This window comes from Veillonella parvula DSM 2008, from assembly GCF_000024945.1.
Classification (GTDB): domain Bacteria; phylum Bacillota; class Negativicutes; order Veillonellales; family Veillonellaceae; genus Veillonella; species Veillonella parvula.
In genome coordinates, this window is sequence record NC_013520.1 from 975,185 (window position 1) to 997,668 (window position 22,484).

Genomic DNA, 22,484 nt, shown 5'->3' on the forward strand with positions numbered 1-22,484 from the left:
TATGGCAAAACCATTAGTGGCTGTTGTAGGCCGTCCAAATGTAGGTAAATCTACACTTTTTAATGCCATTGTTAATAAACGTATCTCTATCGTTGAAGATATTCCGGGGGTAACAAGGGACCGTATTTACTTCGATGCAGAGTGGTTAAATCGTGAGTTTACAATGATCGATACTGGTGGTATCGAGTTCATTACTGAAAATAGTCATGTTATTCCTAAGATGATGCGATTACAAGCTGAATTAGCTATTGAAGAAGCGGATGTAATTTTATTTGTCGTCGATGGTAAACAAGGTATTGTACCTGCTGATGAAGAAGTTGCAAATATTCTTAGAGCTAGTGGAAAACCTATTGTACTCGTAGTTAATAAGATTGATAGTGTAAATCAAGAGCCGAATATTTATGAATTCTACAATCTTGGTTTGGGAGACCCCATTGGCATTTCCGCTAAAAATCTTATGAATTTAGGTGATTTGCTGGATGATACTGTTAAACATTTTCCACCAGTTGGCACTAATGTAGATGATGAAGATACTATTCATGTTGCCGTTATTGGTCGTCCAAATGTAGGTAAATCTTCTTTGACTAATGCATTATTAGGACAAGATCGTGTAATAGTATCTGATGTAGCAGGTACTACTCGAGACTCCATTGATACGTATTGGACTCATGAGGGCCAAAAATTTGTACTTATTGATACGGCGGGAATGCGTCGTAAGTCTAAAATCGAAGAAGCCGTTGAACGATATAGTATTGTCCGATCTTTGCGATCAGTAGATCGTGCTGATATTGTAGTTCTTGTACTAGATGCTCAAGATGGTGTTACAGAACAAGATAAAAAAATTGCAGGTTATGCTTATGAAGCGGGTAAAGGCGTAGTCATTGTTGTGAATAAATGGGATCTTGTTAAAAAAGATGACAAAACAACATTGCGATTTACTGAAGATATTTATGATGAATTAGGTTTTTTACAGTTTGCACCTATCCTGTTTGCTTCTGCTTTAACTAAGCAACGTATTCACCGTTTAGCTGATATGTTGAAGTTTGTATCTGAACAACAATACCGCCGTGTATCTACTGGGACGTTAAATCAATTATTACAAGATGCACAAACCGTAAATCCTGTACCATCTCGCAATGGTAGAATTCCAAAAATCTATTATATGACGCAAGCTAGTGTTAAGCCGCCTACATTTATTTTATTTGTAAATGAACCAGAGCTAATTCACTTCTCTTATATGCGTTTCTTAGAGAATCGATTGCGTGAGTCCTTTGGTTTTGAAGGAACTCCGATTCGTTTAGTATTACGTGGCAAGAAACGGGATGATGAAGACTAATGGATATTATGATTATTGTATATGCTGTATTATCATATCTTATCGGATCAATTCCTAGTGGATTAATTATAGGTAAGCTTTTCTTTAATACAGACGTACGACAATATGGCTCTAAAAATATTGGCGCTACTAATATATATCGAGTTATCGGACTTAAAGCAGCCTTACCTGTATTTTTATGTGATGCTTTAAAAGGGGCAGCAGGAGTTGTGCTACTCTCACCTTATGGGCCTATGTTTATGATCTTAGGTGGTATTCTTGGGATGATGGGACATAACTGGTCTGTTTTCCTGGGGTTTAAGGGTGGTCGTGGTGTTGCCACGGGTTTAGGTGTTCTTGTTGCACTTTCTCCAATAGTAGCATTGATTTGCTTTTTGGTATGGGGTGTTATCGTATACTTCACTAAACTTGTATCTTTAGGCTCTATCATTGCCGCTGCATTAGTACCAGTACTGATGTATTTCACTGGAGAATCCTTCTGGTTTGTTGGCTTTGGCGGGTTAGCAGCTTTGTTTGTCATTGTACGTCACTGGGATAATATTAAGCGTCTACTTGCTGGAAACGAGTTAAAAGTAGAGCGTATTAAAAAGGATTAAAGAATGAATGTTGTTGTTATCGGCTCTGGTAGTTGGGGGACGGCCCTTGCTATTAAATCCGTTTTAGCTGGAAATACTACAACTATATATTGTCGTCGTCCAGAATTTGCGGATAAACTTGCAAAAGACTTAGAGAATAAAGACTATTTACCAGGTGTAAAACTTCCAGAAGAATTACAATATAGTTCTGATTTAGAGGCTTGTATTAGTAATGCTGAAGTGGTATTAATGGTTACTCCTTCTGTACATGTACGTACCAGTTTAGAGGCTATTAAACCGTATGCTCATAAAAATCAAGCCTATATTCTATGTTCAAAAGGTGTAGAACGAAGCAGTGGGAAACTTTTGACGACTGTGATGAAAGAGGTTTTTGCTACCATAGGGTGTAATTTAGCGGTTTTGTCTGGACCTAATCATGCAGAAGAGATTGGGCGTAATTTGCCTGCTGCCTCTGTGTTGAGTACAGAGAATCTAGAAGTGGCTACAACATTGCAAAAGGCATTATGTAGTCAAAACTTTAGAATTTATGCAAATACTGATATGATTGGTGTTGAACTAGCAGGAGCCACGAAAAACATCATTGCCCTTGCAGCGGGTATTGCAGATGGTTTAGCTTTAGGGGATAATTGTAAGGCTTTACTATTAACACGTGGTCTTCATGAGATGACTCGCTTTGGGGTGGCCTTAGGGGCCCAAAAAGAAACTTATGCTGGTCTTGCTGGTATGGGGGATTTGATTGCTACTTGTATGAGCCCACATGGTCGTAACCGTGCGGCTGGTCAAAAACTAGCCGAGGGTAAGACGATGGATTTTATTGTTGATCATACTAATATGGTTGTAGAAGGATTTTTCGCAACAGAAATTATTTATAAAATGGCTTGTAAACATCAAATTGAAATGCCTATAACGAAGGCTTTATATGAGGTTTTATACGAAAAAAAATCTCCATCCATAGCATTAGCTGAGTTGATGGGGCGTGATATTAAAATTGAAGTATCATAAATAAAAGATACTTTTAATTTGGTTATTTATATACTATAATTAATGAGTATAATCTTGTGAGGGTTGTATGCGAATTATTGGCGGAACTGCTAAGGGACATGTTATAAAAGCACCTAAAGGATTAGATACTAGACCTACACTTGATCGTGTTCGTGAAAGTGTATTTAATGTATTAGCAAATAGAGGTATATTTGGTTCTGATGTACTAGATATATTTTCTGGCACTGGTGCAGTAGCAATTGAAGCCTTAAGTCGTGGTGCAGCACATGCAGTAGCAGTGGACTTTAAAACGGGAAAACTAATTTTAGAGAATGCTAAACATTGTCGTGTGGATGATCGGTTAGAAATTATTCCGAGGAAACTTTCACAATTAAAAAATTATATGGTAGGGCGACAGTTCGATTATATATTTTCTGACCCGCCATATGATAATGGATTTATACAAGATACCATAGATTTGGTTGTAAACTATGATTTGTTAAAACCTGAAGGTGTTTTATTATTAGAACATCATAAGGATGAGGTTTTTACCTTACCAGAATTATGGGAATGTATAAAAGAACAGAAATTTGGTTATACGGTAGTTTCCTATTTTGTAAAGACAGCCGAAAGGAGCTAAACCTGTGCGTATAGGTGTATGTCCGGGTAGTTTTGACCCAGTTACTAATGGACATGTTGATATTTTTGAACGGGGCAGCCGATTGGTTGATAAATTAATCATTGCTGTCAGCTCAAATCCGAATAAAAATTCCTTATTTTCTATGGAAGAACGGGTTGAGATGATTCGAAATTCTGTCAAACATATTCCTAATGTTGAAATTGATTGTACAGGTGGCTTGCTCAATGAGTATGTTAAATCCAAGAATGCTACTATTATTATTCGAGGATTACGTGCATTGAGCGACTTTGAATATGAATTTCAGCGCGCATTATTTGCAAAATATTTGGATGATGACATTGAAACAGTATTTATTATGACAAATAACAAATACTCTTTTGTCAGCTCCACGGGTATTCGTGAACTAGCTAAATTTGGTGGTAAGCTAGATGGTCTTGTTCCGGATGATGTTAAGGAAAAACTTGAAGAACGCTTTAATACGGTCCATAATAAATAGGGGTGAATTGTATGAAAACAGAAAAATTATTAGAAGATTTAGAGGTTCTTATTGAATCTAGCAGCCGTATTCCTATGACTACAAAACGTATGGTTGAGGAAGACGAAATTATGCGTATTATTGATTCTATTCAGGAATCCTTACCTTTGGAACTTGAAGAATCTCGTCGTATTGTAGCAGATAAAGATAAAGTGTTAGCTGATGCTCAACGTCAGGCTGAAACTTTGATCGATCAAGCTAAAGACTACATTGCTAAATTGACAGCTGAAAGTGAACTTGTAAAACAAGCTCAAGAACAAGCTAATCAAATTATTAATGCAGCAAATCAATCCTCTGATGAGCTGAAAGCTAGCTCTATTCAATATGCTGGTGATGTTCTTAAATATGTTGAAAACAACTTGGAGAAAACATTGGAAAGCTTGCGTCAAAATCGTGAAAGTTTGAAACAAACTGAACAACGTACAGAAGAAAATCAATAGTTTAAACAAAGGCTAGATATCATATTATATCTAGCCTCTTTTTATATTTTAAAGTCCATAGAAAATTTAAGATAAGTAATATCAAATTTCAGATTAATATGTAAAAAATAATGTGAGCAAAATAATAAGCCAGAAATAAAAGCGAAGGGATACCTTCGCTTTTATCATTCTCTATAGTTTTCTGGTTTTTTAGGCTCCACAATCATAGTTTGATGGGTATTAAAAATAACAAATCCCAAAGGAGATCCAGGTGGCTTTTTGATATTTTTAATGTATGTATAATCTACCGGGACCTTACTAGTATCACGAGCTTTACTAAAGTAGGCTGCATATTGTGCTACTTTAGATAAAATCATATCGTCTGGCTCAACATTGAGTCTTAAAATAAGGTGGGAACCTTGGATATCTTGTGTATGGAACCAAATGTCAGTTGGCTTTGCAAATCGGTGTGTTAAATATTCGTTTTGCTGATTGTTACGACCGATAAATATTTCACCTTCATCAATTGTTAAGTGAATGTAGTTAGATTTACCTAGTTTGTAAGATAATGGTTTTTTTGATTTTTTTATAATGCCTGCATCCATACATTCTTTGCGTATTTCTTCTAAACTTTCACGAGTGGTGGCTAAAGAGATACTGTACAGAATGGATTGTAAGTATGCTAGTTTTGTGGTACTAGCATTGAGTTGGTACTCGCCGCTAACCATACGATTTTTTAGTTTTGTATAAAGCTTATAATACCATTGTGCATTTTCCACAATCGTTAAGTTTGGCTTTAAAGGAATCGTTAAGATTTCGTTTTCTTCGGAAAGAAGATTTTGCAATTCAATAGAAGGCTCATATTGCACTTGAAGGTGTGCATTTATCATTAGAAGATCACCATATAATTTATAGGTTTCCATTTTCTTAGTATCTTCTAATTCATCTTTGATCTTTTGATGGCGACCTTCTTCCTTTTTGATGGCTGCTGTTAAGATTTTTTCTAACTCTTTATCAGCTGTATGAATTGCTTTTGTATTATGAATGGATTCTTCTAAGGCTTCAGAAATAGTGTTGTATTCTTTTAATACCTTATAGTTATGTAATAAAATACTTGCGTAAGCTTTTTTATTGTTATCGTTGACTAAAGTAAACAAACCTTTGCTATTTTGGAGTTTTACCTTGAGGTCGTACAAGGCTTTAGCAAGTGTATCTAGTTGGAAAGTATCTAAATCGGTTATGATTTCTTCACCACTTAGATTGGAAATATATAAAAGTTCATCCAATAAAGGTTTACCAAAACCGTTAAAGATAGATCGAATAGATTGTTGCACGGAGCCATTACCAAAGGAAGTAAGTAGATTTTTTATTTCATTATTATCAAAGTCCATTAAACTTACGCGATTAGCATTTGGTGGTAAATCATACTGTAGCTTTGGACTAATAGAACGTTCACGGTTCATGAGTGGAGAGACGTGAATTAAAGATTCTAAAATAATACCGTCTTGTACAAAAATACAATTGGAATATTTGCCCATTAATTCAACATAAATATATGTACTCGTAATGGAACCGTCCATTTCAAGTTTATCCGTTTGGATGCACATGATTCGGTCGCCATTGATTTGTTCCACCTTTACAATGCGGCTACCTTCAATATGCTTTCGTAAAAACATACAAAGTGAGCTTGGTTCTTTTGGTAAATCTTGCAGTGGTTGACTAAGATACATTGCTGGTGTAGCACCTACGGTAATGATCAAGTTTTGGTCTTCGTTGAGTGCTCGAATTTTAAATAATAATGTAGTTTTATCTATTTGATATAGTTTTTGTATTTGACCTGTTTGTAATCGCTCGTTTATTTCTTTAGCAAGTACAGACATGGTGAGTCCGTCTAAATTCATAGTACTCCTTTCAAATATATTTAGAAGTATAGTTTAGTATACCATAGTGTACATATAATTCTTAGTATTTAACACGGATTGTGTAATTCGTGGTACAATAATAAAAACTACTAAGGAGGATGACTTATGAAAAGTATGACCGGTTTTGGTTCTGGCACAGCAACCAAAGATGGTATTACCTGTACTGTAGAAATTAAGTCCGTAAATGCACGCTTCTTGGATCTATTTATTCGTAGTCCAAAACAAATGAATCCTTTTGAAAGTATTATTCGTGGAATGATACAAGATCGCATTACTCGTGGTAAGGTTGAGGTATCAGTTTCTATTCTAGATGCAGGAGAGCGACCTAAAACTTTCACTATTAATAGTGTATTGAGAAAGCAGATACAAGAGTTATTGGTACAAGAGGAGTTCTATGATAACCCCAAAAAGGTACCTTTACAAGCTGTAAATTCGATTTCTAACGAATGGATTCAACAACAAGATACACCAATTGCTGAAGAGGTACTTTCAGATATTGTAAAAGAAGCAACTACTCAAGCATTAGATGCTTTAATAGCAATGCGAACTGCGGAAGGTCAACATATCAATCAGGATTTATTAGAACGTATCGGAACACTTGAATATATAATTACTAAAATAGACACTAATAAAGCTGGTGCTGTAGAAGCATATCGGGAGCATATAAAAACTAAGATTCAGGAATATTTAATTTCTTTAGAAGCGAGTATTAGTGAAGATCGTTTTATACAAGAAATTGCTCTATTAGCTGATAAGACGGATATTACGGAAGAGATTGTCCGATTTACCTCTCATGTGGTACAATTAAAAAATACACTTGCAGATACAAATTCAATCGGTCGTAAGATTGATTTTATTTTGCAAGAAATGAATCGTGAGGTAAATACAATTGGCTCCAAAGCAATGGATTCGATTATTACTGAGTTTGTGGTTCAACTTAAATGTGAGTTAGAGAAAATTAGAGAACAAGTACAGAATGTAGAGTAATAGGAGGTCTATGAATGAGTATTCAATTACTGAATATAGGCTTTGGTAATATGGTATCTGCTAACCGTGTTATGGCTATTATTAGTCCTGAATCCGCCCCTATAAAGCGGATGGTTCAAGATGCTAGAGATAAGGGATTGCTCATTGATGCCACATATGGTCGTAAGACACGTGCTGTATTAGTTATGGATAGTGGTCAAATTGTATTATCTGCAATTCAACCTGAAACCGTAGCACATCGACTTGTGCAACATGATGTGGATGTAGATACAGTGGAATCATAGGAGTGCATATGTCAGACAGAGGATTATTAATCGTTATATCCGGGCCATCTGGCGCAGGTAAAGGTACGATTTGTGCGAATATTCGTAAAGAAATGCCTAATTTAGTTTATTCCGTTTCTATGACAACCCGTGCTCCACGTGTGGGTGAAAGGGAAGGAATTAACTATTTCTTCCGCTCTAAAGAGGAATTTGAGTCTTTGCTTAGTGAAGACGCATTCTTAGAATATGCTAAGGTATATGATAATTACTATGGTACTCCAAAACAGCATGTAATGGATTTATTAGATGATGGGAAAAGTGTACTATTAGAAATCGATATTCAAGGCGCTATGCAGGTTAAGGAACGTTTTAGCGATGCTGTATTTATTTACATTGTACCGCCGTCACTATCGGAGTTATCTGAACGTTTACATAATCGTGGCACAGATGCTAAAGAAGTCATTGATAAACGATTGTCATTGGCTTGTTCAGAATTAGCCTTAGCTCATCGTTATGACTATATCGTCGTAAATGATGATTTAGCAGAGGCTTCTGAAAAGGTTGCCTCTATCTTGCGAGCTGAGTCTTGTAAGATTAGTCGTAATAAAGAGCAAATTCAATATATTTATAAACAATATCAAGAGTCTAAGGAGAAGTGATAGTATGATGGTAAAACCTCCATTAAAAAAATTGGAAAGCCAAGTAGATAGCAAATATACATTGGTGACTTTAGCGGCTAAACGCGCTCGCGAATTAACAGATGGCGAACCTTGCTTAGCAGAATCTACACATGCGACTGACAAGCCTGTATCTTTGGCATTTTATGAAATTGCTGAAGGTGAAGTGACATATAAACGCACTAAAGAAGGCATTAAATAAAAAATCAATTCCTTGTATCAATGATACAAGGAATTTTTAAAAGGAGAAGAACATGCGCGGAAAACATATCATTGTCGCAGTATCTGCAGGTATTGCAGCGTATAAGGCAATTGAAGTGGTAAGCAGACTTCGTAAAAAAGGTGCTGAAGTAAAGGTTGTAATGACACAAAATGCAACGCATATTGCGTCACCTTTAACATTTGGTGAAATTAGTGGACATCCTGTAGCTTTAGACATGTTTGAACAAGTTCATCAGTGGGATGTAGAACATATTGCACTGGCCACTTGGGCAGATGCATATGTAGTTGTGCCTGCAACAGCAAATGTGATCGGAAAAATTTATGCAGGCATTGCTGATGATATGTTAACTACAACAATTATGGCCACCACAGCACCTAAGTACCTTTGTCCTGCTATGAATACAGAAATGTATAATAACCCTATTACTCAACGCAATTTAGAAGGATTACGTTCTTTGGGCTACCATATTATGGACCCTGCAGAAGGTTGGTTAGCTTGTGGCATCACTGGTGTAGGACGTTTACCGGAGCCCGAAGCAATTGTGGATTGGCTAGAAGCTAAAATGTGCAGCACCAATGAGCTTGAAGGTACTACTATACTTGTTACAGCTGGCGGAACACAGGAGAGTATTGATCCTGTTCGGTATATTGGAAATCGTTCTAGCGGTAAGATGGGGTATGCCATTGCAGAACAGGCTGCACGCATGGGGGCTAAGGTGATATTAGTAAGTGCTCCCACATCCTTGCCTATACCAAATGGCGTAGACTTTATTTCTGTAGATTCCGCGGTATCTATGCAGGAGGCTGTTGAAGCTCGTTTTAATGATGTTAATGTAGTTATTATGGCTGCCGCTGTTTCTGACTTTAGAGTCCTTCATAAAGCAGAGCAAAAAATAAAAAAAATGGAGTCTATGACCATAGAACTTGTAAAAAATCCAGATATTCTACAAGGGTTGGGCTCTAAAAAAAGTCATCAAATTCTTGTTGGTTTTGCGGCAGAAACAGAACATGTAATCAAGTATGGTCAGGATAAAGTGGCTAAAAAAAATCTAGATATGCTTGTAGCCAATGATGTAAGCAAATCGAATGCAGGTTTTAATGTAGATACAAATGAAGGCTATTTTTTATATCCTGATAAAGAGCCTAAAGAAATGCCTAATATGAAAAAATCTGATCTTGCTCGACATATCCTTATAGAAGTTATTGATTTAGTAGCAAACAAAGCTGACATAAATTAATTCTTGTGTGTGTTGTTTTAAGAAGGGTGTATTTTTTTTACATGTTTGCTATACAAAAAGCATATTTAGACGGCTCATTAGGAAAAGGAAAATGGAGTAATAATATTATTGCTGGATTGGTCGTAGGGGTTGTGGCTCTTCCTTTAGCAATGGCCTTTGCTATTGCTAGTGGAGTTACACCGCAGGCGGGCATTTATACGGCAATCATTGCAGGTATATTTGTATCCTTGTTTGGTGGCTCCCCTGTTCAGATTGCGGGCCCTACAGGGGCATTTATCGTTCTATTGAGCAGTATCGTTGTCAATTATGGCTTTGAAGGTTTACAAATTGCGACCATGATGGCAGGGGTTATTCTGGTTTTAATGAGTGTTGCAAAGTTAGGGACCGTCATTCGGTTTATACCCACACCTGTTATTATGGGTTTTACAGCGGGTATTGGTGTTACAATTTGGGTGGGGCAATGGCCATATTTCTTTGGATTTCCATCGTTGCCTTATATGGCTCATTTCCATGAAAAATTATGGGCTATGATTCAGTCCTTACCATACTCTGACTTACCTACATTGGGGATTGCGATCTTAAGCTTAAGTCTACTGTTAGTTTCACCTAAAATCCCATATATTAATAAAGTTCCAGCTCCCATTGTAGCTATGATTGTTGCTACGGTTATTCAAGCCATCTACCAATTTCCTACGGTTTTAACCATTGGTAGTGCATTTGGTGGCATACCTCAAGGTTTGCCAGAATTTTCTGTACCAAAATTGAGTTTTGATAAAATCTTATCCTTAATCGGGCCGGCTTTTACAATTGCCATGCTAGGCGCTATTGAATCCTTATTGTCTGCAGTTGTTGCTGATGGTATGAGTGGAACCAAGCATGAATCTAATACTGAATTATTTGGACAAGGATTAGCTAATATATTTGCGCCATTGTTTGGTGGAATTGCATCAACCGGTGCTATTGCGCGAACTGCCACAAATATTCGTCAAGGTGGTAATTCTCCGGTGGCAGGTATTGTTCATGCCATTACATTAGGTGCCATTCTTTTATTTTTAGCCCCATATGCAGTGTATATTCCGTTGGCATCTATGGCAGCCATATTATTTGTAGTAGCCTACAATATGAGTGATGTACCACGTTTTATACGAATGCTTATTCTCGCACCTCGTCCAGATCAAATAATATTATTGCTTACCTTTTTCCTGACTATTTTTACGGATTTAGTAGTAGCTGTAAATGTAGGTGTAGTACTTGCAGTGTTGCAGTTTATGCGTAAAATGGTTAATACAATTGATGTGCATGAAGCAAGTAGTGCCGAATTATCAGCTCAGATTAGGCATGAGATTACAATCCATCCAGAAATAATGGTATACACTGTAGATGGCCCATTATTCTTTGGTGCTATAAGTGCATTTGATAGAGCGTTAAACTCTATACATAAAGATCCTAAATATTTAATCATTCGTTTTGTAAAAGTACCATTTGTAGATTTAACGGGTTTACGTATTTTACGAGGTATTATTGAAGAACTTCAAAAAAGAGGCATAGAAGTTTTGCTTAGTGATGTGAGTTACGATATACGTAGAGAGATGTATAAATCTGATTTCTTGGATATTCTGGGCCGTCATCATATGTATCGTCAGTTTGAAAGTGCCCTTCATAAGGTCGAACATGATTTAGCTTTAAAAGAGGCAAGAGAGGTATAATAATGACTTGCTTTCTCACTGTAAATACACTATAATATTTTTGTAACTCATCAAGAGTAGTGGAGGGATAGGCCCTGTGAAGCTACAGCAACCATTCCAAGCGGAAAAGGTGCTAATTCCTATGACAAATGTCGTTAGATGGGAGGGTCTCTCATGAGTGCATGAGAGACTTTTTTTCGTATTAGGAGGATAAAATGGCTGAAAAACATATGTTTTTTACTTCTGAATCTGTTACTGAAGGCCATCCAGATAAAATAGCTGACCAAATTTCTGATGCTGTTTTGGATGCGATTATTGAAAAGGATCCAACTGCTCGTGTGGCTTGTGAAACTTTAGTTACTACTGGTTTAGTTCATGTAGTAGGTGAAATTTCTACTCATACATATGTTGATATTCCTCGCATCGTACGTGATACAATTCGTGAAATTGGTTATACTCGTGCAAAATTTGGTTTTGATTGTGATACTTGTGGTGTACTTGTATCCATCGATGAACAATCTGCGGATATCGCCATGGGCGTTGATGAAGCACTTGAATCAAAAGATGGCAATGGTGAAGTGCTTGATAAAATCGGTGCTGGTGACCAAGGTATGATGTTTGGCTATGCATCTAATGAAACACCTGAACTCATGCCTTTGCCAATTTCCTTGGCACATCGTTTATCTCGTCGACTTACAGAAGTTCGTAAGGATGGGACTTTAACTTACTTACGTCCAGACGGTAAAACTCAAGTTACTGTAGAATATGTTGATGGTAAACCTAAGCGCATTGATACAATTGTTATTTCTACGCAACATAGCCCTGAAGTGACCCAAGAACAAATTAAAGCCGATTTGAAGCGTTATGTAATTGACGCAGCGTTGCCTGCTGAATTCGTTGATGAAAATACTAAATACTTCATCAATCCAACTGGTCGTTTCGTAATTGGAGGCCCTCATGGTGATGCTGGTTTAACTGGCCGTAAAATTATTGTAGATACATACGGTGGTATGGCCCGTCATGGTGGCGGTGCATTTTCTGGTAAGGATCCATCTAAAGTGGACCGTTCTGCAGCATACGCAGCGCGTTATGTAGCTAAAAATGTTGTAGCAGCAGGTCTTGCTGATAAATGTGAAGTGCAAGTTGCTTATGCAATTGGGGTTGCTCATCCTGTATCTATTTTAGTTGATACTTTTGGTACAGGTCGCATAGAGGAAACAAAAATTCAAGAGCTTGTTAAAAAACATTTCGACCTTCGTCCAGCAGGAATCATTGAAATGCTTGATTTGTTAAAGCCTCATTATCGCAAAACTGCAGCGTATGGTCACTTTGGTAGAACTGATGTGGATTTACCTTGGGAACGTACAGATAAAGCACAAATTCTAAAAGAAGAAGCTGGCTTATAATACAAAAGGTCTTGGTAGAATTTCTACTGAGACCTTTTATAATAAACGAAAGGAAATAATGTATGCGCGTAGCACAAGTTATAATTAACAGACCAGCCAAACAACTTCATAAACCTTTGAGCTATTTAATGCCTGAAAAGTTTGGTAATGTTTTACCTGGTACGCGCGTACTCATTCCTTTAGGACATAGTCGTGAAGAAGGCATTCTTATTGGTTACGACGAGTTAGTTGAGCCACCAGAGTTCACTTTACGAAATATTGTGCAAGTATTAGATAGTGAACCTTGGTTTACACCGGAAATGATGGATACGGCCCGTCGTCTAAATGAGTATTATTTATTCTCTTATGGCGATGCATTGCGATTGTTTACAGTGAATAAGACATTAAAATCTTACGAGGCACCAAAGGAAGAATGGTTAGTAGTTATGCCAGAATTTTCGGTGGCACAATTTAGTGAACGGAAAAAGAAACAACGAGAATTAGCAAAATACTTACTTGAAGTGGGCGGAGCATCTAAGGCATTACTGCTAGCTAAAGGCTATTCTCGTATAGTCATTAAACAAGTGAGTGAAGCTAAAGGTATTGTCGTTGAAGCTCGTTTTAAAGCCACAAAAACAACATTTGATGAGCTTTTAACAGAAGAAGTTAATATTCCTCTTACTGAAGCTCAACAAGCTGTATATGGACCAATACAAGCTGCAATGAATAGCCATGAACATAAAACCTTTTTACTTCATGGTGTCACTGGTAGTGGTAAGACTCAATTATATTTACGTGCTACAGCAAAATGTATTAGTCAGGATAAGACGGCTATTATTTTAGTACCTGAAATTATATTGACTGATCAAATTGTGAGACGATTTGTAGAAACTTTTGGTGACGAAGTCGTAGTATTTCATAGTAAATTGACGGTACAACAACGGAACAATAATTGGGAGCGTTTGCGTCGTAAGGATAGTCACATTATTATTGGCGCTCGTTCTGCCGTATTTGCGCCAGCTGAGGATATCGGCCTTATTGTGGTCGATGAAGAACATGATCCATCTTATAAACAAGAGGATATGGTTCGATATCATGCACGTAACGTGGCATTGTGGCGTGCTGAGGCACATGGTTGTCCCGTTATTTTAGGTTCTGCTACACCATCTGTTACTTCGTACTATAAAGCTAAGCAAGGGGAGTATCATTTACTAGAGTTGCCAAATCGCATTTTTGAGCAACCTATGCCGAAGGTTACTATAGTAGATATGAAGGAAGAAATTCTTCATGGAAATTACTCCGTTTTTTCTGATGCCATGAGTCGCTTAATTCAACATACATTGGATGAGCATAATCAAATGATTATTCTGTTAAATAGACGCGGTTATAGTACTTTTGTTATGTGCCGGGATTGTGGGGAAACTATTATGTGTCCTCATTGTGATGTAGCTATGGTTTATCACCAAGCTGGTGAAGAATTGCGTTGTCATTATTGTGAACATCATGAACCAATTCCAACTGTTTGTCCCAAATGTAATAGTAAGAGGATTAAGTTTTTTGGTTCAGGCACACAAAAGGTAGAGGAAGAGTTACGTCGTCACTTTAAATCGGCCCGCATTGCTCGTCTTGATCAAGATGTGACAAAAAATAAGCAATTAGCAGAAGATATTTTACATGACTTTGGGGCTCATAAATACGATATTTTGTTGGGAACACAAATGGTATCTAAAGGTCATGACTTTAAAGATGTAACAGCTGTTGGTATTTTAACAGCCGATTCAGTTTTGAATATTCCTGTTTATACAGCTTCAGAACGAACTTTTGATTTACTTACTCAAACCTCTGGACGTGCCGGTAGGGGTGAAAAACCGGGTAGCGTTGTAATACAAACATATAATCCTTTAAATTATGCTATAATAAAGAGCAAGGCTCATGATTATATAGGCTTTTACAATGAAGAAATTAAAAATCGTAAAGCTTTAGGATATCCTCCATTTCGCGAAATGATTCATATGGTAGTGCGTCATCAAGATATGAAAACATTAGAGTCTATAGCAAATCGTATTGTCGATGACTTGGAGTCTTATAAAGGAAATCAGGATATTTTGATTAATGGTCCTTATGAAGCGCCTATAAAAAAAGTGCGCGATATGTATCGTTTAGCTATTATGATTCGCGGTACAGATTTAACAAATTTGAAAGAATATATATATAACTCATGGATTTTCACGCAAGAAGGACTGCTGATTGACGTGGATCCCGTGTAGTGTAGGAGTATCAATGGCTGTATTAGATGTTGTGAAAGCAGGTCATCCCGTTTTAAAACAAGTGGCGGAACCTGTAGAACATGTTAATAAAAAACTTAGAGTCCTTATCGATGATATGGCTGAAACTATGTATAAGACTGAAGGAGTTGGTCTTGCAGCACCTCAAGTGGCTGTAGCTAAACGTATTATCGTTGTAGATGACCAATCTGGTAGTGGTCTTATTGCGCTAATTAACCCTGAAATCACTCATGCTGAAGGTTCTCAAGTTGGACCTGAAGGATGCTTAAGTGTGCCAGGATATTTCGGAGATGTGGAACGATTTAATAAAGTCACCGTTAAAGGTATTGATCCACATAATAAGAAGGTAACTATAAAAGCTGAAGGTTTTTTGGCGCGTATTTTCCAACATGAAATTGATCACTTGGAAGGTCATTTGTTTATTGAAAAAGCAACTAACTTACGATTAATTACTGATCATCCAGAGGAGAAAGAAATTGTCTGATAATAAACAATTACGCATCGTTTTTATGGGGACACCAGACTTTTCTGTGCCTACCTTAGAGGCTTTGATTCAAGCTGGTCATTCTATTGTCGGTGTGTATTGCCAGCCTGATAAACAAAAAGGGCGTGGTAAACAAGTTCAAATGCCCCCTGTAAAAGTAGCTGCTTTAGAGCATGACTTGCCTGTATATCAACCAGTCACTTTGCGTGATGAACAAGTGAGAGCCGAATTAGAAGCATTACAACCAGATGTAGTGATTGTTATTGCGTATGGTAAAATTTTACCTCCTTGGCTTATTCGATTGCCGCAATATGGTTGTATTAATGTTCATGCCTCTATTTTACCTAGTTATAGAGGCGCTGCGCCAATTCACTATGCAATTCTTAATGGAGACTCTAAAACGGGTGTTACCATAATGCATATGGATGATGGACTTGATACAGGTGATATCATCGACATTGTGGAGACAGATATTTTACCCGGTGAAACGACAGGACAGTTATTTGAACGTATAGCTGTACTGGGGGGTGAAACTATAGTACCTGTATTAACTCGTTGGGTTAATGGAGAAATTGTGGCTACACCACAAGATGATACAATGGCTACACATACTACTAAGATTACAAAGGAAATGGGGCAGATCGACTGGTCTAAGCCGGCTAATGAAATTGCAAACCTTATTAGAGGACTTAATCCAGCACCTGGATGTTATACATATCTCGATGGAAAACGTTTAAAAGTATGGTCTGGAGAAGTGGTTCCCAGTGATACGACTCACTGTTTGATAGATGTTCATGGTAAACATGTACCAATTGCTATATCAGCCACAACTGTGCCTGGTACAATCGTATCTAAAATAGCCGGTTTAGGTGTATTTTGTGGTGATGGAAATATAATTCTATTAACAGAAGTCCAACCAGAAAATAAAAAACGCATTTCTGCAATTGATTTTATAAATGGTCATCAAATAAAGGAAGGTATCGTTTTTGGGGACTCAATATAAGCAGTACGAAACGTATCCGTTATACTTGATTTTATCAACTATTACATGTGCTTTGCTCACAGCAGTACTAGCCTTTCTAATGTATATATTAGAACCAGGACTTTTACAATTGCATCCATTTGCATCAATTATAAGTAGTGTAGTTATATCTATACTTATTGCTATTATATGGATTTTGTGCTTATCTTTAATTGTTGCTAGCACAGGTATTATACGGTTACATCCTATTGTTTTAAGACTAGCCAATCAGTTTATTTATGGATTATTTCCATTAACTTTGGCGATTGGTAAGGTGAGAGGGGTTACTAAGGATCAACTCCGCCAGTCTATGATTGATTTAATCAATCATTTAGTAATGTTAGATATGTATACGGTAGATCCAGAACGTATATTATTATTAACTCCTCACTGTTTACAAGAAAGTTCGTGTGTTCATAAGGTTACACATGATGTATATAATTGTAAGCAGTGTGGGCGATGCCAGGTTGGTAATTTGTTGCAAGTGGCTAAGGACTATGGTTGTCAATTTATAGTTGTCACTGGAGGCACCTTAGCGCGGATGAAGGTAAAGGAAGCACGCCCAAAAGCTATTGTAGCAATAGCTTGCGAACGAGATTTAGCAAGTGGAATGGCTGATGTATTTCCCATCCCAGTTATTGGGGTATTAAATGAACGTCCTAATGGGCCATGTTGTAATACAACAGTCGATTCTGAACGTGTTCGAGCAGTAGTAGAACAATTGATTGGTAGGAATAGTAATGATAGAGGTAAAGACTAATCAACAACAAAATATTCGATTGCTCGCTGTAAAAGCATTGAGTGAAATTAATCGCAATGGTGCTTATGCAAATATAAAGTTGCAAGAGTATTTACAGAAATATCATCTATCCGATTTAGATCGAAGATTCTTTACTGAACTTGTGTATGGAGTCATTCGTAGAAAAAATTACTTGGATGCTATTATTGTTTTCTTTGCAAAGCGCCCCATAAAGAAACTATCTTCTATGGTTCTGGAAATTCTTAGACTTGGTATTTATCAAATTATCTATATGGATAAGGTTCCTGAAAGTGCGGCTGTTAATGAATCTGTTAAACTTGCCAAAAAGCTAACTAGAGGTTTATCTGGTTTTGTAAATGCTGTTTTACGTTCGGTTTTACGTGAAAGTGATAGCATTTCTATCGGTGAACTAGCTAAGTCCGAAGCTGAAGAAATTTCCTTTATTTACAATCAACCATTATGGCTTGTCAACTTTTGGATAAAAGAAATGGGAAAAGATAAGACCGTAGATCTTTGTGCTTGGTTTAATGAACAACCTCGTTTGACGTCTCGCATAAATACAGTGAAAGTATCTATTGAGGATTGTTTAAAAGAATTAGAAGATTTAGATTGGATTGTAGAACAGGATACATATATTCCTGAAGTAGTTTATATTGATGGACATCAAGGTCATTTAGAAAAAGCCAAACCTGTTTTAGATGGTCATATTACTTTTATGGATAAAGCATCTATGTTAGTAGCCCATGTGGTGGATCCTCAACCAGGAGAGCGTATCTTAGACTGTTGTGCTGCACCAGGTGGCAAGTCTATGCATATGGCAAGTCTTATGAACAATACAGGAGCTATTATGAGTTGTGATATTTACGACCATAAATTAGAACTGATTAATCAAAATGCTGAGCGATTAGGTGTATCTATTATTTCTACTAAGCTTCAAGATGGTCGTTATCTACCTGATAATTGGAAAGAACAATTTGATCGCGTCTTAGTTGATGCTCCTTGTTCTGGTCTAGGTATATTACAAAAGAAATTAGATATGCGTTGGCGTAAAACAGAGTCTTTACTTATTGAGTTGCCGCCGTTACAGCTTGAAATATTAGAAAAAGCTTCTAAAATGGTTAAGGTTAATGGATATTTAGTATATTCCACATGTACTATGAATAGTGGTGAAAATGAAGCTGTTCTAAATAAATTCTTGGCAATTCATAAGAACTTTATCATCGATCCTGTATCATATAAAGGGGCACCACAAGCTATAGATGGTATGATTACAACCTATCCACCGCGAGATCATATGGATGGTTTCTTTATGGCTCGCATGAAACGCTTATCATAATATAAGAAATGGAGCACCATGATAGAATTATTGGGTAAGTCTTTAGAAGAATTACAATCTATCTTTAAGACCCATAATATACAAAAGTTTCGAGCGAAACAGTTATTTGACTATATCTATCATAGATATATTTTTGATTTTGAAGACATGACACAATTTCCGAAAGACTTGCGTCAATGGCTAAATGATAATTGTGTTATTTCTTTACCTACATTAATTACAGAGTCTATTGCTCCTGATGGAAAGACTCGCAAAATTCTTGTAGAGATGACAGATCAAAGTCGTGTGGAAGCAGTTTTGATGGAGCAACACTATGGGTATTCTGTATGTGTTTCCTCTCAAGTGGGGTGTGCTATGGGATGTGTATTCTGTGCTTCTACACAAGGTGGCTTATACAGAGATTTAACAGTCGCTGAGATTATTGGACAAGTTGTCATATTTGGGGCTCTTACTAAAGAGGAAATACATTCTGTTGTCGTTATGGGCGCAGGGGAGCCGTTACAAAATTATGATAATGTATTACAAGCATTACAACTACTACATGATCCTATGATTTGTAATATTAGTTATCGTAAGATGACGATTTCCACTTGTGGTTGGGTTCCTAATATTTATAAATTAGCTGATGAAGCTTTGCCAATAACCTTAGCACTTTCATTACATGCTACAAATAATGAAGTTCGTCGTAGTATTATGCCCGTTGGGGCACGTTATGAATTGACGGAAGTCTTAGATGCGGTAAAATACTATTATAATACGACACAGCGTCGTGTTACCTTTGAGTATATTCTTATAGATTCTGTAAATGCATCTATGGATGAGGCTCATGCTTTGGGGAAAATCTGTAAAGATTTCCCAAATTGTCATGTTAACTTGATCCCAGTTAATGGCAATGAACATATTGAATTATATAAACCATCTATTACGAATATGAATACATTTAAAGACATCGTCAGTTCCTATGGTGTATCAGTAACGGTACGAAAGGAAATGGGCGATGCAATCCAAGCCGCATGTGGGCAGTTAAAGGCTGCTCATGGTCGGAAAAAGGAGAATCATGAATAATTTTGTTGGTTTAAGTAAAATTGGGCTTGTGCGCCAGCGTAACGAGGACCGTTTCTTCATTGATGGCCATATTTGTGCTGTTACTGATGGCATGGGTGGTTATAGCGGTGGTGAAATTGCAAGTACCTATGCTGTAGATGAAATAAAAGAATATTTGTCCTCCCTTGAAACGATAGGTCAACAAGACTTATGTGATGCTATTATTCACGCTAATCAACGTATTGTAAATCGCGTTGCTTGTGAAGAACGTCTTGCTGGTATGGGTACTACCGCTGTAGTTACAGCTATAAATGGTAATCAACTTTACTGGGCAAGTGTTGGTGATAGTCGTTTGTATGTATATAGAGATGGTCATTTACGACAAATTACTACGGATCATTCTATGGTACAAGAATTATTAACAGCTGGAGAGATTACAAAGGATGAAATGCTAAATCACCCTCAACGGAATTTATTAACTCGCGCAGTTGGTGTTGATGAAATCTTAGAGGTTGATAGTGGCGTAGAATCTATTCTTCCCGGTGATCGTATTTTACTTTGCACTGATGGATTAAGTGGCTATGTATCCGATGATGTAATTGCCTCTGCATTACAATCAACGGATGATGATATGTTGGTTATTGAATCATTGATGGAAGCTGTATATGAAGTCGGAGCAGGAGATAATGTGACCATTGTGGTGGGAACAATCTAATCTAGAAATGGAGAAATAATGAGTACTATGAATATAAAAGGCATACTTCTAGATAACCGCTACCGAATTGTTGATAAAATTGGCGTTGGTGGAATGGCTGATGTATACCTTGGAGAAGATACCTTACTAGGTAGACAAGTAGCAATAAAAGTATTGCATGCTAATTTTGCAAATGATGACGAATTTGTGACTCGATTTAAACGAGAAGCACAAGCGGCAGGTAAATTAAATCATCCAAATATTGTAAATATGTATGATGTAGGTTTTGATCAAAATCTACATTACATTGTCATGGAATATGTAGATGGTGAAACCTTAAAAAAATATATAACTCGTCATGGAAGACTGTCCATAGATGAGGCTGTTAAATTTACTATCGCCATAGCTGAAGGCTTAGAACACGCGCATACAATGGGCATTGTTCATTGTGATATAAAGCCACATAATGTTATTATTACCAATACGGGGCGCGTTAAAGTAACTGACTTTGGTATTGCTCGTGCAATAAATGCAACTAACACAGTTATGTATACGAATTCGATTTTGGGTTCAGCACACTATTTATCACCAGAGCAAGCTAGTGGTAAACCGGTAGACGGCAATACAGATATCTATTCTCTGGGTGTCGTATTGTATGAAATGCTTACAGGTCGTGTACCATTTGAAGGGGAAACGCCAATTGCGGTAGCATTAAAACATGTTCGTGAGAAGGTAGAACCTCCAACACGATATAATCCATCAATTCCTCCGCTTTTAGAAGCTGTTGTTATGAAAGCATTATCTAAAAATCCTGCTGATCGATTTGATTCTATCTCTGATATGATCAGTGATTTGCGATTATCTCAAGGTTTTACGATGGGCAAAACACAACGTCATGAACCATATGACTTTGCTACACAAATGATTCCTGCTGTTGATCCTGAAGCACTTGAAGATCTTAGTACGATTCAAGAAGAACGAAAAGAAGAGGGTAAAAAGAAGAGTATGTTAAGTAAAATTGCATCGATTCCACAAAAATACATCGTTCTAGGTGCTGCTGTCATTTTCTTAGTAGCATTTTTAGGTGCTTTCTTAAGCTACGGTAATTTCTGGAGTAATACAACAGTAGATGTACCTAATGTGGTAGGCAAACAAGTTTCTGTAGCAAAAAATATCTTAGAAGATAAACATTTGCGTGTGTCTACAAGTGAAGTCACAAATCCAGATGTGCCAGCTGGTCAAGTTATTTCTCAAACTCCTGGAGCTGGAGAGAAGGTTAAAGAGCAACGAACAATCCATCTTGTGGTTTCTAAAGGTGTAGGCGATATTACGGTGCCAGATTTAACTGATTTAACTGTGGATCAAGCCCGTCAACGACTTAAAGATTTAGGTTTAGTTGTGGGGAAAATAACACAGCAATCTGTAGATGGTAAAAAAGATGGTGTAATCATTGCTCAGAGTCCTTCCGGAGATTCTAAAGTGTCTAAAGGGACAACAATTGATCTCGTTGTAAATAAAGCGAAGGCTAAGAAAGTCAAAGTACCTAATCTTGTTGGTATGACATTAAAAGATGCTCGTGATACATTGAGTAATATTCAACTAGGTGTAAACCAAGTATCTGGATCTGTGGAAGAAAAATCTGTGGTTATAGAGCAAAGCATTAAAGCTGGCGATGAAATTGACGAAGGCTCCACATTAAATCTTACGACTGAGTTCAAAGATGATAAAAAGAAATCTGATAAAAAAGATGGAAACAGTGGTAATAAAACAACTGGTACTATAGATGTTACTGTACCAGCTGGTTCTAAAAATCAAGAACTTAAAATTGTCGTAAAAGATGATGAAGGTTCCGCAGTAATTTATGATGATACCAATAAACCTGGAGATCGTATTGTTCGAAAAGTGTCCGGTGTAGGTAATGTACGTATTGAGGTATACCTCAATGGTGCATTAGTGCAAGAAACTGCATTATAA

General features: G+C 37.0%; 22 protein-coding genes and 1 riboswitch. Of the genes, 21 read left to right on the forward strand and 1 reads right to left on the reverse strand.

Features of this window, described 5'->3' with window-relative positions:
• Window position 1 precedes the first annotated feature (1 nt).
• The 6 genes from der (at window position 2) to VPAR_RS04245 (ending at window position 4,528) form a co-directional block, all read left to right on the forward strand.
• A complete protein-coding gene (gene der, locus VPAR_RS04220) occupies window positions 2-1,336 on the forward strand; it encodes a ribosome biogenesis GTPase Der (RefSeq protein WP_012864299.1) in 1,335 nt (444 codons plus the stop codon).
• Window positions 1,336-1,932 (forward strand): glycerol-3-phosphate 1-O-acyltransferase PlsY, encoded by a 597-nt coding sequence (gene plsY / locus VPAR_RS04225; protein ID WP_012864300.1) that lies wholly within the window; start codon window positions 1,336-1,338, stop codon window positions 1,930-1,932. The genes der and plsY overlap by 1 nt, the downstream gene beginning before the upstream one ends.
• A 3-nt stretch (window positions 1,933-1,935) precedes the next feature.
• On the forward strand, window positions 1,936-2,934 hold the full coding sequence (locus VPAR_RS04230; RefSeq protein ID WP_012864301.1) for an NAD(P)H-dependent glycerol-3-phosphate dehydrogenase: 999 nt from the start codon (window positions 1,936-1,938) through the stop codon (window positions 2,932-2,934).
• 67 nt (window positions 2,935-3,001) lie between these two features.
• Window positions 3,002-3,553, forward strand: a complete 552-nt coding sequence (gene rsmD / locus VPAR_RS04235) for a 16S rRNA (guanine(966)-N(2))-methyltransferase RsmD (protein ID WP_012864302.1) — start codon at window positions 3,002-3,004, stop codon at window positions 3,551-3,553.
• 4 nt (window positions 3,554-3,557) lie between these two features.
• Window positions 3,558-4,049 carry a pantetheine-phosphate adenylyltransferase gene (gene coaD / locus VPAR_RS04240; protein WP_004693226.1) on the forward strand — a complete coding sequence of 164 codons (492 nt, stop codon included), beginning with the start codon at window positions 3,558-3,560 and terminating at the stop codon, window positions 4,047-4,049.
• Window positions 4,050-4,060: 11 nt separating this feature from the next.
• On the forward strand, window positions 4,061-4,528 hold the full coding sequence (locus VPAR_RS04245) for a hypothetical protein (RefSeq protein ID WP_004693228.1): 468 nt from the start codon (window positions 4,061-4,063) through the stop codon (window positions 4,526-4,528).
• Between the two features lie 164 nt (window positions 4,529-4,692).
• Here VPAR_RS04245 and VPAR_RS04250 read toward each other — a convergent pair whose 3' ends face one another.
• Window positions 4,693-6,408 (reverse strand): Rqc2 family fibronectin-binding protein, encoded by a 1,716-nt coding sequence (locus tag VPAR_RS04250; protein WP_012864303.1) that lies wholly within the window; start codon window positions 6,406-6,408, stop codon window positions 4,693-4,695.
• 126 nt (window positions 6,409-6,534) lie between these two features.
• Here VPAR_RS04250 and VPAR_RS04255 point away from each other — a divergent pair, with 126 nt between their 5' ends.
• The 15 genes from VPAR_RS04255 (at window position 6,535) to pknB (ending at window position 22,484) form a co-directional block, all read left to right on the forward strand.
• Entirely contained in the window at window positions 6,535-7,416 is an 882-nt protein-coding gene (locus VPAR_RS04255) for a YicC/YloC family endoribonuclease (RefSeq protein WP_012864304.1), read from the forward strand.
• A gap of 14 nt (window positions 7,417-7,430) precedes the next feature.
• Window positions 7,431-7,700, forward strand: coding sequence for an extracellular matrix/biofilm regulator RemA (gene remA, locus VPAR_RS04260; RefSeq protein ID WP_004695657.1), 270 nt, complete (start codon window positions 7,431-7,433; stop codon window positions 7,698-7,700).
• An 8-nt stretch (window positions 7,701-7,708) separates the two neighbouring features.
• Window positions 7,709-8,338, forward strand: a complete 630-nt coding sequence (gmk, locus tag VPAR_RS04265) for a guanylate kinase (RefSeq protein ID WP_012864305.1) — start codon at window positions 7,709-7,711, stop codon at window positions 8,336-8,338.
• Between the two features lie 4 nt (window positions 8,339-8,342).
• The gene (gene rpoZ, locus VPAR_RS04270) at window positions 8,343-8,558 is read left to right on the forward strand and encodes a DNA-directed RNA polymerase subunit omega (RefSeq protein WP_004695660.1); all 216 of its coding nucleotides are present in this window, start codon (window positions 8,343-8,345) and stop codon (window positions 8,556-8,558) included.
• A gap of 52 nt (window positions 8,559-8,610) precedes the next feature.
• On the forward strand, window positions 8,611-9,816 hold the full coding sequence (coaBC, locus tag VPAR_RS04275; protein WP_012864306.1) for a bifunctional phosphopantothenoylcysteine decarboxylase/phosphopantothenate--cysteine ligase CoaBC: 1,206 nt from the start codon (window positions 8,611-8,613) through the stop codon (window positions 9,814-9,816).
• Window positions 9,817-9,857: 41 nt separating this feature from the next.
• Entirely contained in the window at window positions 9,858-11,522 is a 1,665-nt protein-coding gene (locus tag VPAR_RS04280) for a SulP family inorganic anion transporter (protein ID WP_012864307.1), read from the forward strand.
• A gap of 44 nt (window positions 11,523-11,566) precedes the next feature.
• Window positions 11,567-11,667: riboswitch (SAM riboswitch) on the forward strand.
• A 49-nt stretch (window positions 11,668-11,716) separates the two neighbouring features.
• Window positions 11,717-12,907: a methionine adenosyltransferase gene (metK, locus tag VPAR_RS04285; protein ID WP_004695665.1), complete on the forward strand. Its 1,191-nt coding sequence runs from the start codon at window positions 11,717-11,719 to the stop codon at window positions 12,905-12,907.
• A gap of 62 nt (window positions 12,908-12,969) precedes the next feature.
• Window positions 12,970-15,153, forward strand: a complete 2,184-nt coding sequence (gene priA / locus VPAR_RS04290) for a replication restart helicase PriA (protein ID WP_012864308.1) — start codon at window positions 12,970-12,972, stop codon at window positions 15,151-15,153.
• Between the two features lie 13 nt (window positions 15,154-15,166).
• Window positions 15,167-15,655: a peptide deformylase gene (gene def / locus VPAR_RS04295; protein ID WP_012864309.1), complete on the forward strand. Its 489-nt coding sequence runs from the start codon at window positions 15,167-15,169 to the stop codon at window positions 15,653-15,655.
• Complete coding sequence (gene fmt / locus VPAR_RS04300) at window positions 15,648-16,658, forward strand: methionyl-tRNA formyltransferase (protein ID WP_012864310.1); 1,011 nt, start codon at window positions 15,648-15,650, stop codon at window positions 16,656-16,658. Before def ends, fmt begins: the two co-directional genes overlap by 8 nt.
• Complete coding sequence (locus tag VPAR_RS04305) at window positions 16,642-17,436, forward strand: DUF116 domain-containing protein (RefSeq protein WP_004695673.1); 795 nt, start codon at window positions 16,642-16,644, stop codon at window positions 17,434-17,436. Before fmt ends, VPAR_RS04305 begins: the two co-directional genes overlap by 17 nt.
• Window positions 17,417-18,772, forward strand: coding sequence for a 16S rRNA (cytosine(967)-C(5))-methyltransferase RsmB (gene rsmB, locus VPAR_RS04310; protein ID WP_012864311.1), 1,356 nt, complete (start codon window positions 17,417-17,419; stop codon window positions 18,770-18,772). The genes VPAR_RS04305 and rsmB overlap by 20 nt, the downstream gene beginning before the upstream one ends.
• Before the next feature lie 18 nt (window positions 18,773-18,790).
• On the forward strand, window positions 18,791-19,837 hold the full coding sequence (gene rlmN / locus VPAR_RS04315) for a dual-specificity RNA methyltransferase RlmN (RefSeq protein ID WP_012864312.1): 1,047 nt from the start codon (window positions 18,791-18,793) through the stop codon (window positions 19,835-19,837).
• Complete coding sequence (locus VPAR_RS04320) at window positions 19,830-20,531, forward strand: Stp1/IreP family PP2C-type Ser/Thr phosphatase (RefSeq protein ID WP_004697417.1); 702 nt, start codon at window positions 19,830-19,832, stop codon at window positions 20,529-20,531. Before rlmN ends, VPAR_RS04320 begins: the two co-directional genes overlap by 8 nt.
• Before the next feature lie 27 nt (window positions 20,532-20,558).
• Window positions 20,559-22,484: a Stk1 family PASTA domain-containing Ser/Thr kinase gene (gene pknB / locus VPAR_RS04325; protein WP_042466902.1), complete on the forward strand. Its 1,926-nt coding sequence runs from the start codon at window positions 20,559-20,561 to the stop codon at window positions 22,482-22,484.

Coding starts and splice junctions, on each gene's coding strand:
- rpoZ (WP_004695660.1), top strand. CDS start 8,343: ATGATGGTAAAACCTCCATTAAAAAAATTGGAAAGCCAAGTAGATAGC.
- VPAR_RS04250 (WP_012864303.1), bottom strand. CDS start 6,408: ATGAATTTAGACGGACTCACCATGTCTGTACTTGCTAAAGAAATAAAC.
- coaBC (WP_012864306.1), top strand. CDS start 8,611: ATGCGCGGAAAACATATCATTGTCGCAGTATCTGCAGGTATTGCAGCG.
- VPAR_RS04255 (WP_012864304.1), top strand. CDS start 6,535: ATGAAAAGTATGACCGGTTTTGGTTCTGGCACAGCAACCAAAGATGGT.
- def (WP_012864309.1), top strand. CDS start 15,167: ATGGCTGTATTAGATGTTGTGAAAGCAGGTCATCCCGTTTTAAAACAA.
- rsmD (WP_012864302.1), top strand. CDS start 3,002: ATGCGAATTATTGGCGGAACTGCTAAGGGACATGTTATAAAAGCACCT.
- VPAR_RS04245 (WP_004693228.1), top strand. CDS start 4,061: ATGAAAACAGAAAAATTATTAGAAGATTTAGAGGTTCTTATTGAATCT.
- rlmN (WP_012864312.1), top strand. CDS start 18,791: ATGATAGAATTATTGGGTAAGTCTTTAGAAGAATTACAATCTATCTTT.
- pknB (WP_042466902.1), top strand. CDS start 20,559: ATGAATATAAAAGGCATACTTCTAGATAACCGCTACCGAATTGTTGAT.
- rsmB (WP_012864311.1), top strand. CDS start 17,417: ATGATAGAGGTAAAGACTAATCAACAACAAAATATTCGATTGCTCGCT.
- VPAR_RS04280 (WP_012864307.1), top strand. CDS start 9,858: ATGTTTGCTATACAAAAAGCATATTTAGACGGCTCATTAGGAAAAGGA.
- VPAR_RS04320 (WP_004697417.1), top strand. CDS start 19,830: ATGAATAATTTTGTTGGTTTAAGTAAAATTGGGCTTGTGCGCCAGCGT.
- gmk (WP_012864305.1), top strand. CDS start 7,709: ATGTCAGACAGAGGATTATTAATCGTTATATCCGGGCCATCTGGCGCA.
- VPAR_RS04230 (WP_012864301.1), top strand. CDS start 1,936: ATGAATGTTGTTGTTATCGGCTCTGGTAGTTGGGGGACGGCCCTTGCT.
- plsY (WP_012864300.1), top strand. CDS start 1,336: ATGGATATTATGATTATTGTATATGCTGTATTATCATATCTTATCGGA.
- remA (WP_004695657.1), top strand. CDS start 7,431: ATGAGTATTCAATTACTGAATATAGGCTTTGGTAATATGGTATCTGCT.
- metK (WP_004695665.1), top strand. CDS start 11,717: ATGGCTGAAAAACATATGTTTTTTACTTCTGAATCTGTTACTGAAGGC.
- der (WP_012864299.1), top strand. CDS start 2: ATGGCAAAACCATTAGTGGCTGTTGTAGGCCGTCCAAATGTAGGTAAA.
- priA (WP_012864308.1), top strand. CDS start 12,970: ATGCGCGTAGCACAAGTTATAATTAACAGACCAGCCAAACAACTTCAT.